Below are 17,416 nucleotides of genomic sequence, written 5' to 3' on the forward strand. Positions count from 1 at the left end.
AGCCAGGCTGACGGCGACCCGCCTGCCGTCGCATGCGCGGCCTAGGCGCCTCCGCGCCCCCCGCCAAGCAACCACTCCAGCACCTCCGGCACGTCTTCCGCGGGCGCCGGCATGGCCGCACCACGCGTGAGCATGCGCTCCAGCACCTCGATATGCGGAAGAAGGGTGCCATAGAACTGCGGCGTGCCACCAGCGGCCGGCTGCACCAGCACGGTCGGGAAATTCTCGATATCGGTATCGCCAAGCACATCCGCATGGGTCTCGATATCGATCCAGACAAAGCAATCGTCCGGATGGCGCGCGGCCAGGGCCGTCAGCGCCACCAGGTAGTCCCGGCACGTGCCGCACCACTGCGCGCACAGGCAGGCCACCAGGCGGCCCTGCGGCCGTGCCGCCAGGCGGTCGGCGATGGCGCCGGCATCACGTTCAGGAAAGTAAACGGTCATGGCATCGGAAACATGAGGTGCCCGCGACACACGGACAGCCGGCGATTGTATCGGTATTGCGCACCGCCCCGGCGCTGCCTTCACACCAGGCGTCGGAACAGGTTTCCCGGTAGACGCTCGGCATGCCCGGCCAGTTCCAGCTCCAGCAGCCGCGCCGCGGCGGCGTCCGGGGACTGGCCGCTGCGCTCGCACAGCGCATCCAGCGTAACCGGATCGTAGCCGAGGGCGGCCAGCAGGGGGTCGGCGGCATTGGCAAATTCAGACTGGTCCGAAGCCCGGGCCGACGCGGGAGGCTCGCCACGGACCGCTGCGGCCGGCCCCAGGTTGATTTCCTCCAGCACGTCCTCGGTGCGCTCCACCAGCTTGGCGCCCTGGCGCAGCAGCAGGTGGCAACCCTGCGACAGTGGCGCGTGGATCGATCCCGGCACCGCGAACACCTCGCGCCCGAGCTCCGCGGCCAGCCGCGCGGTGATCAGTGAGCCCGAGCGCGCCGCGGCTTCCACCACCAGCACCCCGTGTGCCAGCGCCGCGATAATGCGGTTGCGGCGCGGGAAATTGGCCGGCAGGCCCTGCATACCAAGCGGAAACTCGGTAACCACGGCGCCGCGCTGGGCGACCTCATGGGCCAGGGCCAGGTTGTCGGCGGGATAGACCCGGTCAGCCCCCGTCCCCGTGATTGCGATGGTGCCGCCGCAGCCAAGCAGGCCGCCGGCATGGGCGGCGGCGTCGATCCCCAGCGCCAGGCCGGAGATCACCGTCAGGCCCGACTCGGACAGCTCGCGCCCGAACGCCTGCGCATCGCGCTTGCCCTGCTCGGTGGCATTGCGCGCGCCGACGATGGCGACCGCGGGACGGGCCAGCAGCGCGGGATCGCCTTTGATATATAGCAGCGGTGGCGGATCGTGCAGGTCGAACAGGCGGCGAGGGTAGGCGTCATCGGCTAGCGTCAGCAGATGGTTGCCGGGCGTGCCGAGCCACGCCAGCGTGCGTTCGACCAACGCCGGCAGTCCTGCCCCCGGCCTGGCCAAAACCGCGCGAGCGAGCTTGACCGGGACCACGGCCGACAGCGCCGTCACGCTCTGCGCCAACACTTGCCGCGGCAGCCCGAACGCCGCCAGCAGCAAGCGCAGCGCGACCGGGCCGACGCCGGGGGCACAGGCCAGTTGCAGCCAGGCCTGCAGGTCGTCGGCATCGCGGATGGCGGCTGGCGCGCCGGCGCCGGCATGGCAAGGGGATGCGGCGCCGACAGGCGCCGCCGGAGATGTCACCAAGAGCGGCTCAGCGCGGCGAGGTGGCGCGGTCGCCGACCGCGATCACGTTGGAAGCGTCGGTGACCAGCGCATACGAGACGCCGGGGAACACGCGGAAGACAAAGGCCAGCCCGTAGCGCTCGTCCGGCAGCCGGATGGCGCGGTTGCTGTCGGTCTTGTCGGTCACGGTTTCGCCGGTGCGCGACAGGGCCAGCACATGGCCCGGTTCCACCCCGGCCTGGCTGCCGAGGTTGAGTACCACCACCTGCCTGGCGCCACCGAATTCCACCCCGCCATAGACCTTGGCGACGCGGCCGTCGAGCTGGGCATCGGGCGCGTGCGGCACGTAGCGCAAGGCTTCGCGCGCGGGCTGCGGCATCAGCAGCGTGCCAACGCCCATCTCCTGCCTGGCCTGCGTGACCTGCATGGTCGAGACCGCGTCCGGGCCCTGCGCGCCACGTGCCAGGCGCACATTGCCTTCATATTCAGCCTCGTAGCCGAGCACGGCCTGGGTCACGGGATCACGCACCGGGGTGAGCGGGCGGTAGGCCTGCCAGTCGCTGCCCTGCGGCACGTCCGCGGGGATGCCGCGTGCGTAGCCGGTGTCGTCGCGGCCCAGGATCACGCGCGATTCCGACACCGCGACGATGCGCGCCGAGGTGTCCAGCGTGCCCTGGTCGACCACCAGCGGCCGGATCAGGAAGGGCTCGATCTCGGCGGCCGGGATGCTCAGGATGGCGGCGCCGTCGGCGGCGCCGCTGCGCATCTGCGGCGACAGGCGCACGGTGTCGCCGCCGCCCGGCGTGGTCGACAGCCAGGCGCGCCCGTCGCGCTGGATCAGGTACAGGATCTGGCCCGGGTAGATCAGGTGCGGATTGCCGATCTGCTGCCGGTTCATGCCCCACAGCTCGGGCCAGCGCCACGGCTGGCGCAGGAAGCGGCCCGAGATGCCCCACAGCGTGTCGCCGGGGCGCACCGCATATTGCGATGGCGCGTTGGCGGCAAGATCAGCCACGGGAATGCCGTGCCGGGCGCTACGCTGGGCTTCGGCCTGCTGGGCCGGCGTGACCGTCAGGTCCGCCGCCGGCGCCGGCAGCGCGGCGGTGAAGGCCGCGGCACTCAGTAACGGATAAGCAAGAAATCTGGGGATGAACGCGTGCAGCCTGCGGCCCGACGCCGCCTGGTGTTCTTTGGTAAGATCGCGCATTTTCCTGACCGGCCGGTGGTTCGGCCGGATTGACCCGGGAGAGCGTGCCTGTTGCGGCGCGCCTTGAATTTTTGTACTTGCGCCCCGATTCTGCATGTAAACATCCGCCGCCGCAACGCGGCCCGGTTGCCGGCAGCAGCCGGCGTTGCGCCCCAGCATCATGGCAAAACTCGACATCCTGACCTACCCCGATCCCCGCCTGCACACCGTCGCCAAACCCGTGGCCGCGGTGGACGACCGCATCCGCCAGCTGGTCAAGGACATGGCGGAAACCATGTACGAAGCGCCCGGCATCGGCCTGGCCGCGACCCAGGTCAACGTGCACGAGCAGGTGGTGGTGATCGACGTATCGGAAACGCGCGACCAGCTCCAGGTCTTCATCAACCCGGAGATCGTCTGGGCCAGCGACAATCGCAAGGTGTGGGAAGAGGGCTGCCTGTCGGTACCCGAGGTCTATGACCGGGTCGAACGCCCAGACCGCGTGCGCGTGCGCGCGCTCAATGAGAAAGGCGAAAGCTTCGAGCTCGATGCCGACGACCTGCTGGCGGTCTGCATCCAGCACGAGATCGATCATCTGCGCGGCAAGGTCTTCGTCGAGTACCTGTCGCCGCTCAAGCTCAACCGCATCAAGAGCAAGCTGCAGAAGCGCGAGCGCACCCGCATGTAAGTCGCCGATGCGGCAATAAAGATGTAACAGGGCGCCGGAATCCGGCCCCGCGCGTGTGGCACCGGCGCGGGGTCTGTTATCTTTATGACTTCCGAAGAACCACGATACCGGCCGCTACAGCGGCCGGTGCCATTTCAGGCCACGGAAACCTGCCATGTCCCAAGCCAGCCCCTTGCGTGTCGCCTTTGCCGGCACGCCCGAGTTTGCGCGCGTCGCGCTGGAAGCCATCCACGCCGCCGGCTTTCCGGTGGTCGCGGTGCTGACCCAGCCCGACCGGCCCGCCGGCCGCGGCATGCAGCTGCAGGCCAGCCCGGTGAAGCAGTTCGCCGTCGCCCATGGCCTGGCGCCGGTGCTGCAGCCGCGTTCGCTGCGCCGCCAGGGCAAGTATCCCGAAGAGGCCGCGGCGGCCATCGAAACGCTTACCGGCATCGCACCGGATGTCATGGTGGTGGCGGCCTACGGCCTGATCCTGCCGGCCGAGGTACTGACCCTGCCGCGGCTGGGCTGCCTGAATATCCATGGCTCGCTGCTGCCGCGCTGGCGCGGCGCGGCGCCGATCCACCGCGCCATCGAGGCGGGCGACGCCGAGACCGGCATCACGCTGATGCAGATGGACGAGGGCCTGGACACCGGCGACATGCTCACGCGCGAGGCGGTGCCGATCGGCGCGGACGACACCACCGGCACGCTGCACGACACCCTGGCCGCGCTCGGCGCGCGCATGATCGTCGACGCGCTGCGGCAACTGGATGCCGGCCGGCCGCTGCCGGCCACACCGCAGCCGGAACAAGGCGTCACCTACGCCGAGAAGATCGCCAAGGACGAAGCGCCGCTGGACCTGCGCCGCCCGGCCACCGAACTGGCCAACCAGGTGCGCGCCTTCAACCCGTTCCCGGGCGCAACGGTGCAGGTAGGCGACACCGTGATCAAGTGCTGGCAGGCCGTGCCGCTGGCGGCGGCCAGCAGCCTGCCGCATCCGCCCGGCACGGTGCTGGCGGCCGACGCCGCCGGCATCCTGATCGCGTGCGGCGAGGGCAGCGCGCTGCAGATCACCGAGCTGCAGAAGCCGGGCGGCCGCCGCCAGCCGGCGCAGCAGTTCCTGCAAGCCTTGCCGCTACCGCCGGGCACGCGCTGCGTGGTGCCCGGCAACGGCGCCGCGGCGGCGTGAGCAGGCAGCCCTTTGCCGCACATGACGCTTGATGTGCCGCGTACGGCGCCCCTCTGCCTGCGGGTGGGCAACATTGCAATGGCCGTTGGACGGCCGTTGAATTTTCTGCGATCGGCCCCTATCTAACGGGCATCGCGTCAGCTTTTCCGGGGCGCGTCACGATTTCACGGAGATCACCGCAATGTTCAACTGGGTCAAGACCTTCATGCTGATGGCGGCCATCACGGCGCTGTTCATCGTCATCGGCGGCATGATCGGCGGGCGCAGCGGCATGATGTTCGCGCTGCTGATCGCGCTGGGCATGAACTTCTTCTCCTACTGGTTCTCGGACAAGATGGTCCTGCGCATGTACAACGCGCAGGAAGTCGATGCCGGCAGCGCGCCACAGTTCTACGGCATGGTGCAGGACCTGGCGCAGCGCGCCGGCCTGCCGATGCCGCGCGTCTACCTGATCAACGAAGATGCGCCCAACGCCTTTGCCACCGGCCGCAACCCGGAGCACGCCGCGGTGGCGGCGACCACCGGCATTCTGCGCGTCCTGTCCGAGCGCGAGCTGCGCGGCGTGATGGCGCATGAGCTGGCGCACGTGCGCCACCGCGACATCCTGACCTCGACCATCGCCGCCACCATGGCCGGTGCGATCTCGGCGCTGGCCAATATGGCGATGTTCTTCGGCGGGCGCGACGAGAACGGCAACCGCACCAACCCGATCGCCAGCATTGCCGTCGCGATCCTGGCGCCGCTGGCAGCCTCGCTGATCCAGATGGCGATCTCGCGCGCGCGTGAATTCGAAGCCGATCGCGGTGGTGCCGAAATCAGCGGCGACCCGCAGGCGCTGGCCAGCGCGCTGGACAAGATCCACCGCTACGCGCAGGGCATCCCGTTCCAGGCAGCCGAGGAGCATCCGGCCACGGCACAGATGATGATCATGAACCCGCTGTCCGGCGGCGGCATCGCCAACCTGTTCTCGACCCATCCGGCCACCGAGGAACGCATCGCGCGCCTGATGCAAATGGCACAGACCGGCACCTACCCCGCCTGACCCCCCGGAAATCCGGGGCGCGGCCCCGTCACAAGGTAAACTGCCCGCTGTTCCGCGTGGACCGGCGGGCTTTTTTTGGCCCGTGCTCCGCGCCTTCCCGATTCACGCCTTACCCGCTGCCTGATCCGCCGCCTGACCGATATGCGCCTGCCTCCCGATTCGCTTGCCTTCCAGATGCTTGGTGCCGCCACTGCGGTGCGCGCCGTCAGCGAAGGCACGGCCTTGCCTCAGGCGATCGAGGATGCCGCCGCGCAACTGAAGCTGGACCGCGTGCGCGACGCCGCCACGCGCGGCGCGCTGCAGGACATCGCCTACCGCACCATGCGCCAGTTTGGCACCGCGCGCGCGCTGGTGACCAAGCTGGTGACGCGGCCGCCCGGCGCGCAGGTCGATTCGCTGCTGGCAGTAGCGCTGGCGCTGTTGCTGGAACACGGGCCGGGCCCGCGCGAGCGGCACGATGGCGCCGACCCGGCGCGCCACGATGCCGAAGCCAGCCGTCCGGGCTACAGCACCTTCACGGTGGTCGACCAGGCCGTGAGCGCGGCCGCTTCCGAACCCAAGACCGCGCATGCGCGCGGACTGGTCAACGCGGTGCTGCGCCGTTTCCTGCGCGAACGCAAGGCGCTGCTGGCCGAGGTCAACCGTGACGAGCAGGCGCGCTGGAACTTGCCCCCGTGGTGGCTGCGCATGCTGCGCGAGGCGTACCCCGACCAGTGGATGGCGCTGGCCGCCAGCGCCAACGTGCGCCCGCCGATGACGGTACGCGTCAACACCGCGCGCGTGTCGGTGCAGCAGTACCGCACCGACCTCGCCAACGCCGGCCTGGCCGGGCACGTCGTCGGTCCGCAGGCCGTGCGCCTGGTGCGCGCGGTGCCGGTGAACCAGCTGCCCGGCTTTGCCGAAGGCGCGGTCTCGGTGCAGGACGCCGGCGCGCAACTGGCCGCGCCGCTGCTCGAGGTGGCCGACGGCATGCGCGTGCTCGATGCCTGCGCGGCGCCCGGCGGCAAGACCGGACATTTGCTGGAGTTGGCCGATATCGAAGTGACCGCGGTCGAAAGCGATCCGCAGCGCGCCACCCGCATCGGCGAAAACCTGGCGCGGCTGGGCAAGTCGGCAAAGATCGTGGTCGGCGATGCCAGCCGGCCCGCCGACTGGTGGGACGGGCAGCTCTTCGACCGCATCCTCGCCGACGTGCCGTGCTCGGCTTCGGGCATCGTGCGGCGCCATCCCGATATCCGCTGGCTGCGCCGCGAAACCGATATCGCCAAGCTCATCACCGAGCAGCGCCGCATCGTCTCGCAACTGTGGCCACTGCTCAAGCCGGGCGGCATCCTGGTCTATGTCACCTGTTCTATTTTCCCAACGGAGGGCGAGGAGCAGGCGCGCTGGTTTGGTGAGCAACTGGCAGATGCGATACGATTGCAGGCGCCGGGACAGCTGCTGCCCGGCACCCATGCAACGCTTGCCGCGGGCGCGGACGGTGACAAGGCCACACTTGACAGCACCAACCGTACCAGCCTGCCATCCGATCACGATGGCTTCTTCTACGCCCGCTTCCAGAAACGCGCCTGATCTGATCCGATGCCGAGCACGCCGCGCCTGTCAGGCCTTCGCGTTGAAGTGGACCTCCGCTGCAGAGTTCTGGCGCGCTGGGCACTCGCGCTGGTGCTGGCGCTGGCCGCCGCGCTGTGGCTTCCACGCGCCGCACAGGCGCAGGTCATCGAGGCCACCGAAGCCCGCGTCGAATACCAGGACGGCGGCTTCGAGCTTGCCGCCAGCTTCGACTTCGACCTGCCGCCCGCGCTCGAAGACGCGCTGCACAAGGGCATCTCGCTGTATTTCGCGGTCGACTTCCAGCTCTCGCGCTCGCGCTGGTACTGGTTCGATGACAAGCCGGTCAACACCACCCGCAGCGTGCGCCTGTCGTACCAGCCGCTGACGCGCCAGTACCGCATCTCCACCGGCGGCCTGCAGCTGCCGTTCACGCGCCTGAAGAGCGCGCTGCAGTTTATCCAGCGCGTGCGCGGCTGGCGCGTGTTCGAGCGCAACGCGGTCAAGCCCGGCGAGACCTACAACGCCGAAGTGCGCATGCGGCTGGACCTGTCGCAGTTGCCCAAGCCGTTCCAGATCAATGCCGTCAACACGCGTGACTGGAACCTGGCGTCCGACTGGCGGCGCTTCACCTACACCGTGCCGACCGACCTGAGCGCGCCGCCCGCGCCACCGCCGCAGCCTCAGCCGCCGGCACCGCCACCGGCATTGCCTGCGTTGCCGGCCTCGCCCGCCATGCCTGCCCCGGCTGCGGCCTCGGCACCCGCCGCGGCCAATGAGCGTGGCCCGATGGAAGGGCGTGGCCTTTACGTGCAGGCCGTGTCGTACGCGTTGTCGCCGGCGATGCTGGCGCAGCCGGCCCCGAGCCAGCCATGAGCACTCCATTGTGGGACAGCCGGTTCCGGCGCGTACTGTCCCGCGTCGTGGCCGGCATCATCGTGTTCCTGGCACTGGTGCTGGTGGGGCTGCTGGCCGGCGCGTCGGCCAATACCGAATTCTTCGATCGCTATTTCACGCTGCTGTTCAAGGTGAACCTGGTGATCGGCGCGCTGCTGGTGCTGACCGTCGGCGCGCTCGCGGTCACGCTGTGGCTGCGCTATCGCCGCGGCAAGTTTGGCACGCGGCTGATGACCAAGCTTGCCGTGTTCTTCGGCGTGGTGGGCGTGCTGCCCGGCGTGCTGATCTACTTGGTGTCGCTGCAGTTTGTCTCGCGCAGCATCGAGTCCTGGTTCGACGTGCGCGTGGAAACCGCGCTCGAGGCCGGACTGAACCTGGGGCGCGCCACCATCGACAGCTCGCTGGCCGACCTGCAGGTCAAGGCCCGGCTGATGTCCGAACAGCTGGCGGGCGCTTCGGGCGTGGCCACCTCGCTGCAGCTGAACCGGCTGCGCGAGCAGTACGGGGTGCAGGAAGCCGCCATCTTCACCGGCAGCGGCCGCGTGCTGGCATCCGCTTCCAGCAACTATGCCTCGCTGGTGCCGGACCTGCCTTCCGGCGTGCTGGCGGAACAGGCACGGCTGGCCGGTGGCTATGCCGCGGTGGAGGGCGGCACCGATCCGTCGAGCGATATCGGCCAGGCTGCCGAGCGTGTCGACAGCAGCCACCTGTATCGCCTGCGCGTGATCATTCCGCTGGGCGCTGCGCCGGGGCCGGCACACGATACGGTCGGCGCCGCCAGCGCACCGCGTGCGCTGTCACGCTCGCCGCGCTGGGCCGGCTCGGGCCTGTCGGTGGAGCGCAGCCCGGAAGATTCGCCGTCGAGCGGCTTCGGCCTGGTCGGCGAGACCGTGCGCGAAGAGCGCTACCTGCAGGTGCTGCACCCGGTGCCGGCCGTGCTCGCGCGCAATGCCGACGAGGTCCAGCGCGCGTACCAGGAGTACCAGGAGAAGGCGCTGGGCCGCACCGGCCTGCGCAAGATGTATATCGGCACGCTGACGCTGACGTTGTTCCTGGCGGTGTTTATCGCGGTGATGCTGGCGCTGCTGCTCGGCGGCCAGCTGGCGCGGCCGCTGCTGATGCTGCTGCAGGGAACCAAGGAAGTCGCCGAGGGCGATCTGTCGCCCAAGCGCGAGCTGAAGAGCCGCGACGAACTTGGCATGCTCACGCAGCAGTTCAACCAGATGACGCGCCAGCTGGCCGAGGCGCGCCTGGCGGTCGAAGAAAACCGCGCCGCGCTGGAGCAATCGAAGGCCTACCTCGAAAGCGTGCTGCAGAACCTTACCGCCGGCGTGCTGGTGTTCGACCGCCGCTTCGTGCTGATTACCGCCAACCCCGGCGCCGAGCGCATCTTCCGCCAGCCCTTCGGCGCGGTGATGGGCCTGCCGATGGAACAGATCGCTGGCATGGGCACGTTCGGCGAGATCGTGCGCCAGGCCTTCTCGGACCAGAACACCAGCGAGGTGCTGGGCGGCGCCGAGCACTGGCAAAAGCAGATCGAACTGCCGCAGGGCGAGGAGCAGCCGCTGACGCTGCTGGTGCGCGGCGCGCGCCTGCCGGGCGGCGAGCGCGACGAGCCCGGCTATGTGATCGTCTTCGACGATATTTCCGATGTGATTTCCGCTCAACGCTCGGTGGCGTGGGGCGAGGTGGCACGGCGCCTGGCGCACGAGATCAAGAATCCGCTCACGCCGATCCAGCTCTCGGCCGAGCGCCTGCAGATGAAGCTCTCGCCCAAGCTGGAGGGCACCGATGCCGACGTGCTCAAGCGCGGTGCCGCCACCATCGTCAACCAGGTGGCGGCGATGAAGCGCATGGTCGATGATTTCCGCGACTACGCGCGCACGCCGCCGGCGGTGCTGCAATCGCTGCAGCTCAACAGCCTGGTGGCCGAGGTGCTGCACCTGTACGGCATCGACGATCCGGCGGTGCACGAGCACCCGGTGATCCATCCGACGCTGGGCAGTGCACTGCCCGATATCAAGGGCGATCCCACGCAACTGCGCCAGGTCATCCACAACCTGCTGCAGAACGCGCAGGACGCTGCCGCGGAGAACGTCGCGGCCGGTAGGGCGGCGCCCCATATCACTCTGCACACCGAGACTGTAGAATACAAAGATTCTGCCGGCGAGAACCGGCAGGCCGTCAAGCTCACCATTGCGGACAATGGTCCCGGTTTTGCACCACGCATCCTGAGCCGTGCGTTCGAGCCTTATGTGACCACCAAAGCCAAGGGCACGGGTCTCGGGCTCGCGATGGTAAAGAAGATCATTGACGAACACGGCGCGCGCATCGAACTGCGCAATCGCATGGAAGGTGCCGAGATCGTCGGTGCGCAGATCTCGATCCTGTTCGTTAAACTGGCATAGTCAACATTGGCGTCCGGTCCCGGAACGCTGCGGTGGGGTTAAGAGGGGAAGTATGGCAACCATCCTCGTAGTCGATGACGAAATGGGAATCCGGGAGCTGCTCTCGGAGATCCTCAGCGACGAAGGCCATGTGGTCGAACTCGCGGAAAACGCGCAACAGGCGCGCGATTACCGTGCGGCGGGCACGCCCGATCTCGTGCTGCTCGATATCTGGATGCCCGATACCGATGGCGTCACGCTGCTCAAGGAGTGGTCCGCGCAGGGACAGCTGACCATGCCCGTGATCATGATGTCGGGCCACGCCACCATCGATACCGCGGTCGAGGCCACCAAGATCGGCGCGCTCAATTTCCTGGAAAAGCCGATCGCGCTGCAGAAGCTGCTGTCCGCGGTGGAGCAGGGCCTGGCCCGCGGCATCGAACGCCCGCGCAGCACCACCACGGCCGCCGCCGCACCCGCCATCGCGCCGGCGGCGGAACCCGGCTCGGCCGCCGCTACGCCCGAGGCCACTGCCGAAGCCGCACCCAACGGCAACCCGGCGCGCGTGCCCGAAGCCGAGATGCAGTTCTCGTTCGACATGCCGCTGCGCGAAGCGCGCGACCTGTTCGAGCGCGCCTATTTCGAATACCACCTGCTGCGCGAACACGGCAGCATGACCCGCGTCGCCGAGAAGACCGGCCTGGAGCGTACCCACCTGTACCGCAAGCTCAAGCAGCTCGGCGTCGAGCTGGGCCGCAACAAGCCGGAGCCGGCCGAACACTGAGGCAGTGCCCTACATGACGCTTGACTGGCCCAAAAAGACCAGTTATAGTTTCGCTTCTTTGGCCCGGTAGCTCAGTCGGTAGAGCAGAGGATTGAAAATCCTTGTGTCGGCGGTTCGATTCCGTCCCAGGCCACCAGAACAGGAAAGCCCGGCTCTTGCAGCCGGGCTTTTTGCATTGGTCGGCTCACTCTCGTGAGCCGTGCCAGGCCTTCCGCGCCGCCCGGCGACATATCTGCATCCCACCCACGTCGCATTTCTCCGAACCGCTAGACACGGCTGACCGAAGTCAAGGTTGCCTTGCGCGTGCCCGCACATCGTGACGCTCTCGTCAGCAGGAAACCCTTGCCGGCTGCAGCCGACAGGGAATTTTTGTATTGGCAAATACTCCTTGTCCCGCCTATTTAACGTCTATACAATAAATTGATGCCGCTCGTGTTTGATCCGGTCAAGGATCTCGCCAACCAGATCAAGCACGGGGTACCGCTCGCGTTGGCCGAAGCGTTCGAGATGGACGGTGCGCTGATACGCGACGACCTGCGGTTTGCATACGGTGAAGGGCGGGTGATCGCGACCGGGCTGATCGGCACCCGTGTGTTTGTGATGGTCTACACGATGCGAGGCGAGACGATGCGCGTGATCAGCCTGCGCAAAGCCAATCGCCGCGAGGTATTGAAGTATGTCAACGAAACGCAGAATCCATATCCCGACTGACGCCGAAGACAAGGCCCTGACCCGCGCAGCGCAGGCCGATCGCGACAACCCGCCGCTGACCGATGCCGAGCTGGCGCGCATGCGTCCGGCGCGTGAAGTACTGCCCCGGCTGATCGGCGAAAAGGCAGCGCAGGCGCTGCTGCGGCCCCGCGGACGTCCAGCGCTGCCGGAAGGCCAACGCAAGGTGACGCTGAACATGCGTTGCGACCGCGATGTGGTTGAGGCCTTCAAGGCCACTGGCGATGGCTGGCAGACGCGCATCAACGATGTGCTGCGTGCCTATGCCAAGTCGCACCGCATGCTGCCAGGCCGCTGATGCGGCCGTCGTTTTGCCCGGCGCGCAACACCCAATCCAGAAGTAAAAATCTTCTACTTGGCAGCCGATCCATGTCTCTCTAGGATGCCCTCACGCACCGCCGCCAGGCGGGACGGGCCAGGCCGGCCAAGCCGCATTGCAATGCGCACCCATAACGCGGATACCCCGGCCCCAGGCCCATACTTTGTTACCGGGGGTTGGATGGACACACTGATCGGGACCGACAAGCACTGGCCGCCGCAGACCGCGGCGGGCGAGCGCGGCTTGTGGAAGAGCACCATGGCGGCGGCCAGCCAGGCGCTGGGGGCGGCAGGGCGGATGCAGCAGGCGGTGTCGCAGACCCTGAAGCTGCAGCACAAGATCCGCGCGCTGCGCGACGAGTTGCATCAGATGGAAGCCGAGCGCGATGTCTACCGCGAGCTGCACGCGCGCACGGTGGAAGAGCTGCACCAGGCCATCGACCGCAGCCCGGCCGAGATCAAGCGGCTGCGCGCCGAGACCGAGGCCATGCAGGTGCGCCATCGCGCCTACAAGCTGCTGGTGCAGCACTACATGCGCCTGGGCACGCCGATCGATCCGACCGTGTTTGCCGAGCAGCGCAGCCGCGTGCAGCAGCACATCCTGTTCCAGCGCCGCAAGGGCATCCCGGTGGCGAATATCGTGGTCGAGGATATTGCCTTCCTGTTGCGCTGAATGGCGCTGAACGGGGCGATTCGAAACCCGGCGTCAGCACACAACATCGCCAGCGCGCATTGACGCGCCCGGACCGCGGCGGAACACTGTCGCGACCGCGCGCGCAGGCGCTGCGCCGCGGCGTTGCCATGCTCGTGGCAACGACCTGCCACCGTTCGAGGCGTCGTCTCAGGCGACGTTGTCCATCTTGCTGCTGCACGCTGTCTCCCCCGTTTCCGCCACCAGCCCTGACACAGAGCCACGGGCCGGCCTTGGTCCCGCCCATGCTTCGCGCCGCTGCGCCGGCGCAGCGCAGCGATGAGTACGCTGGCACGCCGCCTGGTGGCGGAAGGACTCGGCACCGCGCTGCTGGTGGCGATCGTGGTCGGCTCGGGCATTCGTGCCCAGCGCCTTGCCGCCGGCGATACCGCGCTCGCGCTGCTGGCCAATTCCCTGGCCACGGGCGCCGGACTGGTGGCCTTGCTGGTGTCGCTGGGGCCGGTTTCGGGGGGGCATTTCAACCCGGTGGTAAGCCTGTCGGCGCTGGTGCAGGGCACGCTGACGCCGCGCGATGCGGTGCGCTACGTGTTGGTGCAGCTGGCGGGCGGCGTTTGCGGCGTGCTTGCGGCGCATGCCATGTTCGGCGAGCCGGCACTGGCGTGGTCGGCGCAGAGCCGCACCGGGCCGTCAATGTGGTGGAGCGAGTTCGTGGCCACCTTCGGCCTGGTCGGCGTAGGCATCGGCACGCTGCGCAGCCGGCCGCAACTGGTACCGTTCGTGGTGGCCGGCTACATCACCGCGGGCTACTGGTTCACGTCGTCGACCTCATTTGCCAATCCCGCGCTGACGCTGGCCTGCGCGCTGACCGATACCTTCACCGGGATCCGGCCGCAGGACGTGCCGGGCTTTGTGCTGGCGCAGATCGGCGGCGCGCTGGCGGCCACGCTGCTGTTCCACTGGCTGTGCCGCAAACCCGCCGCGGTGACATCGGTCCCGGTCAGTAGCCTGGGCGGCGCAACTACCAGCGCCGATTGAGCTGCACGCCGAAGACCGAGCCGCTCGGCTGCGACGCCCAAGCGTCCGCCGGCGCGGTGTAGCCGATGCCATCCACATCGCTGGCGCGGCTGTAGGTGTAGAAGGCACGCAGGTTGGCATTGCCGGCCGACTTGCCCAGTGTCAGCGTCGGCGCCACCGTCAGCGCGGTGCGCTGGCCGCTGACACCGAAGCCGGACGAGATCTGGTCGTGCGACACCTCGAAGTTCAGCCGGAACTGGCTGCTGGCGACGTACGCGGGCCGCAGGCGCGTGGTGGTCCATTGCAGCGTGCCGACCGGCGAACGGTCGAACTGCAGGCTTTGCTCGACCGCGCCGCTCAGCCCCCAGCGGCTCTTCCATTCGATCGAGTCGGCCACGCGCGTGCGCGACAGCGACGGTCCCATGCCGGTATAGCCGGTCATGGCGTTGCGCGAACCCGAGCCGAACTGAACCCCAAGCCGGTTGGTGCCGAACAGCACGCCTTGCTGCTCGTGCAACGCCGATGCCCACCACGCCCCGCCCGAGTCCTCCACCAGCGGCTGGGCTTCCACCCGTGTAAAGCCGAGCTGGACCGATCCCTGTTCATTGGTGGGGATCGGCGCGGTGCGCAGCGAGTGGTAGCTGGGCAGGTTCTGGCCGTTCTGGTCGGCGCGCGCGGTGTACTGGTAGTTCAGGCCGATATCGCCGATCAGCCTGGCGTTGTCCACGCCGAAGCGCATCGCGGTCGAATTGGGCGGCAGCAGGCCGGACGACATCAGGAACGGCGCGTTGTCGCGCCGGCCGGCCCACATGGTGGCGCCGTCCAGCACCGACAGCCCGCTCACCGCCGTATAGAACTGCGGCACCAGCGCATAGGGATCGATCGCCGCCGGGCGGCCATTGACGGTGGTGGCGTCCGTGCCGCGCGCCTGCGCGATCAGCATCACCTGGGCGCCGCCGTCGAGGTCCAGCACCGACTCGCGGATCCGGACCTCGCCCGCGCTGCGGCAGGCCAGCCCGCTGCCGATGCCGGTGGACAGCGCGCCGCCGGGGCAGGCGCGCATGGTGGCCGGACGATCCTCGACCGCGGCGCGGCCGCTGTAGCTCAGGCGCCACACGGACTCCCCGGCCGGGTCATCGGCGGGCAACTGGGAATGCAGCGCCGGCGGCGCGTCCGAGGGGGTGCCGGCGTCCGCAGCGCCTTGAGCCGGGGCAGGGGGCGCCTCGGCCTGGAATTCGCCAAGCCTGGGCGGGAACAGCACCAGCGGCGGTGGCGGCGGGGCCGGCGGTTCGGGCGGGCCGACGAAGTCGGGATCGACCGGCGGCAGGGACGCGGCGACGCTGGTGTCCGCCGAAGCGGGTACGGTGACGCTTGCCGCGGGCGCCGCTTCGCCGGCGATCAGCGCGGCGAGCGGGTCCTCGGTGGTGGCCGGTGCCGGCGATTGCGCTGTTGCGGCGGTCGCCGCTGCCACCGCTGGGGCGGGTGCCGCCGCTGACGCGGTGACGGTTGCCGGCACCGCCGGCCGCGGCGCGATGCGCGGCGGCTGCAAGGCTGCCGCGGATTGGTCAGCGCCCGTCGCCGGAGCGCCGGTCTGCGCGCACGCAGCCAGACCCCAGGCGGTCAGCACGGCAAAGCCGAGGCGGCGCAGCGGCACGCGGCGGCCGGCGCAAGCGCCAGGCGGCTTCACGGGGAGTCGACGAGAACAAGCAGGCAATTGGTACGGCAACGAGGCGATTCAGCGGGCAACCACGATATCCGGCAGGCAGGGCTCCGGAGGCGGGACTGTTTTTTATCAGCCGAGACCATTTGACCGCAAGCCGGGTTACAAAATCCATCACATCGTGCGGCGTCTCACAATACGAAAAACAGCGGAAATGACGCAATCGACTAGCGAAAACCCGCACTTGCGCAAGGCCCCGTGCCGAAAGGGCCACCGCTATAATCGGCTGGCTTGTCTTTCGGGTAAGACAGCCCTCGGCCGTGGGCGCGGTTCCGGCGTCCGGCATGCAGGGCACGCCGCCGTGCCCGTTCGCAACAGGCACTGCGCTGCGCAGGCCGCCGTACCCCGGCGGCCGGTGCGTGACGGTCCGGCGCGCGGCCTCATGCAAGCCGTGCGCCCGCATCCGAATCAATATCTATAAGAGGAGAAGTGGAGATGGAACGTCGTTCCTTTCTGTTGAAAGCGTCGGCCGTGGCTGCCACCGGGGCACTGGCCGCGTGCGGCAAGGGTGAAGAGAAGGCAGCGCCTGTCGCCGCCAGCGGCCCGGCCGCGCCGGCCGTGGTGGGCAGCAACCCTGCCGTGGAATGGCGCCTGGCCTCGAGCTTCCCCAAGTCGCTCGACACCATCTACGGCGGTGCCGAGCTGCTGTCGGCCCGCGTCAAGGAACTGACCGACGGCAAATTCAACATCAAGGTCTTTGCCGCCGGTGAAATCGTGCCGGGCCTGCAGGTGCTGGACGCGGTGCAGAACAACACCGTGCAGATCGGCCACACCGCCGGCTACTACTACTTCGGCAAGAACCCGACGCTGTGCTTTGACACCACCATCCCGTTCGGCCTGACCGCACGCCAGCAGAACGCCTGGATGATGCAGGGCAACGGCATGAAGCTGATGCGCGAGTTCTTCAAGGAATACAACGTCGTCAACTTCCTGGGCGGCAACACCAACGCGCAGATGGGCGGCTGGTTCCGCAAGGAAATCAAGACCGTGGCCGACCTGCAGGGCCTGAAGTACCGCATCGCGGGGTTTGCCGGCGTGGTGCTGTCGCGCCTGGGCGTGGTGCCGCAGCAGATTGCCGGCGGCGACATCTACCCCGCGCTGGAGAAGGGCACCATCGATGCGGCCGAGTGGGTGGGCCCGTACGATGACGAGAAGCTGGGCTTCTACAAGGTGGCGCCGTTCTACTACTACCCGGGCTGGTGGGAAGGCAGCGCGCAGCTGTCGTTCTACGCCTCGGCCAGCGAGTTCGAGAAACTGCCCGCGCTGTACAAGCGCGCGCTGGAAACCGCCACCATCGAGGCGCACACCAACATGATGGCCAAGTACGACACGGTCAACCCGCAGGCGCTGGCGCGCCTGCTGGAAAACGGCGTCAAGCTGCGTCCGTTCTCCAAGGAGATCATGGAGGCCTGCTTCAAGGCGACCCAGGAGTCCTACGCCGACGAAACCGCGAAGAACCCGTCGTTCAAGAAGATCTACGACGACTGGCGCGTGTTCCGCAACAACCAGGCGGCCTGGTTCAACGTGGCCGAGCAGGGCTACGCCCAGTTCAGCTTCGCGCGCAAGCTGTAAGCCGCGTGGCGC

General features: G+C 68.4%; 16 protein-coding genes and 1 tRNA gene. 13 read left to right on the forward strand and 4 right to left on the reverse strand.

The window, feature by feature from the left end; all coding sequences use genetic code 11:
* Positions 1-41: 41 nt before the first annotated feature.
* The 3 genes from MKD50_RS16445 to MKD50_RS16455 all read right to left on the reverse strand — a co-directional run bounded on the left by MKD50_RS16445 (position 42) and on the right by MKD50_RS16455 (position 2,903).
* Positions 42-446 carry a thioredoxin family protein gene (locus tag MKD50_RS16445; protein WP_252667753.1) on the reverse strand — a complete coding sequence of 135 codons (405 nt, stop codon included), beginning with the start codon at positions 444-446 and terminating at the stop codon, positions 42-44.
* A gap of 80 nt (positions 447-526) precedes the next feature.
* Positions 527-1,717: a DNA-processing protein DprA gene (dprA, locus tag MKD50_RS16450; protein WP_252667754.1), complete on the reverse strand. Its 1,191-nt coding sequence runs from the start codon at positions 1,715-1,717 to the stop codon at positions 527-529.
* A 7-nt stretch (positions 1,718-1,724) separates the two neighbouring features.
* Positions 1,725-2,903, reverse strand: coding sequence for a LysM peptidoglycan-binding domain-containing protein (locus MKD50_RS16455; protein WP_252667755.1), 1,179 nt, complete (start codon positions 2,901-2,903; stop codon positions 1,725-1,727).
* Positions 2,904-3,063: 160 nt separating this feature from the next.
* Between MKD50_RS16455 and def the strand changes: the two genes are divergently transcribed.
* The 12 genes from def to MKD50_RS16515 all read left to right on the forward strand — a co-directional run bounded on the left by def (position 3,064) and on the right by MKD50_RS16515 (position 14,133).
* Positions 3,064-3,570 carry a peptide deformylase gene (gene def / locus MKD50_RS16460; RefSeq protein ID WP_018005004.1) on the forward strand — a complete coding sequence of 169 codons (507 nt, stop codon included), beginning with the start codon at positions 3,064-3,066 and terminating at the stop codon, positions 3,568-3,570.
* 154 nt (positions 3,571-3,724) lie between these two features.
* A complete protein-coding gene (fmt, locus tag MKD50_RS16465) occupies positions 3,725-4,738 on the forward strand; it encodes a methionyl-tRNA formyltransferase (protein WP_252667757.1) in 1,014 nt (337 codons plus the stop codon).
* Positions 4,739-4,919: 181 nt separating this feature from the next.
* Positions 4,920-5,780: a zinc metalloprotease HtpX gene (gene htpX, locus MKD50_RS16470; RefSeq protein WP_115702727.1), complete on the forward strand. Its 861-nt coding sequence runs from the start codon at positions 4,920-4,922 to the stop codon at positions 5,778-5,780.
* Between the two features lie 141 nt (positions 5,781-5,921).
* Positions 5,922-7,352, forward strand: a complete 1,431-nt coding sequence (rsmB, locus tag MKD50_RS16475; RefSeq protein WP_252667759.1) for a 16S rRNA (cytosine(967)-C(5))-methyltransferase RsmB — start codon at positions 5,922-5,924, stop codon at positions 7,350-7,352.
* 9 nt (positions 7,353-7,361) lie between these two features.
* Positions 7,362-8,207, forward strand: coding sequence for a DUF4390 domain-containing protein (locus tag MKD50_RS16480; RefSeq protein WP_115702723.1), 846 nt, complete (start codon positions 7,362-7,364; stop codon positions 8,205-8,207).
* Entirely contained in the window at positions 8,204-10,636 is a 2,433-nt protein-coding gene (locus MKD50_RS16485) for a sensor histidine kinase (protein ID WP_115702721.1), read from the forward strand. The genes MKD50_RS16480 and MKD50_RS16485 overlap by 4 nt, the downstream gene beginning before the upstream one ends.
* Positions 10,637-10,688: 52 nt before the next feature.
* Positions 10,689-11,399 (forward strand): response regulator, encoded by a 711-nt coding sequence (locus tag MKD50_RS16490; protein ID WP_115702719.1) that lies wholly within the window; start codon positions 10,689-10,691, stop codon positions 11,397-11,399.
* A gap of 60 nt (positions 11,400-11,459) precedes the next feature.
* Positions 11,460-11,535 (forward strand) — tRNA-Phe (locus MKD50_RS16495).
* A gap of 287 nt (positions 11,536-11,822) precedes the next feature.
* On the forward strand, positions 11,823-12,110 hold the full coding sequence (locus MKD50_RS16500) for a BrnT family toxin (RefSeq protein WP_062795920.1): 288 nt from the start codon (positions 11,823-11,825) through the stop codon (positions 12,108-12,110).
* A complete protein-coding gene (locus tag MKD50_RS16505; RefSeq protein WP_115702717.1) occupies positions 12,076-12,426 on the forward strand; it encodes a BrnA antitoxin family protein in 351 nt (116 codons plus the stop codon). The genes MKD50_RS16500 and MKD50_RS16505 overlap by 35 nt, the downstream gene beginning before the upstream one ends.
* Before the next feature lie 201 nt (positions 12,427-12,627).
* Entirely contained in the window at positions 12,628-13,119 is a 492-nt protein-coding gene (locus MKD50_RS16510; RefSeq protein WP_115702715.1) for a hypothetical protein, read from the forward strand.
* A gap of 297 nt (positions 13,120-13,416) precedes the next feature.
* Entirely contained in the window at positions 13,417-14,133 is a 717-nt protein-coding gene (locus MKD50_RS16515) for an aquaporin (protein WP_252667761.1), read from the forward strand.
* On the opposite strand, the gene MKD50_RS16520 is transcribed toward MKD50_RS16515, so the two are convergent.
* Positions 14,117-15,799: a carbohydrate porin gene (locus MKD50_RS16520; RefSeq protein WP_252667763.1), complete on the reverse strand. Its 1,683-nt coding sequence runs from the start codon at positions 15,797-15,799 to the stop codon at positions 14,117-14,119. The genes MKD50_RS16515 and MKD50_RS16520 overlap by 17 nt on opposite strands.
* Before the next feature lie 468 nt (positions 15,800-16,267).
* Here MKD50_RS16520 and MKD50_RS16525 point away from each other — a divergent pair, with 468 nt between their 5' ends.
* On the forward strand, positions 16,268-17,404 hold the full coding sequence (locus MKD50_RS16525) for a TRAP transporter substrate-binding protein (RefSeq protein WP_018005015.1): 1,137 nt from the start codon (positions 16,268-16,270) through the stop codon (positions 17,402-17,404).
* Positions 17,405-17,416 lie beyond the last annotated feature (12 nt).

Source organism: Cupriavidus mimosae (genome assembly GCF_023952485.1).
GTDB lineage: Bacteria > Pseudomonadota > Gammaproteobacteria > Burkholderiales > Burkholderiaceae > Cupriavidus > Cupriavidus taiwanensis_C.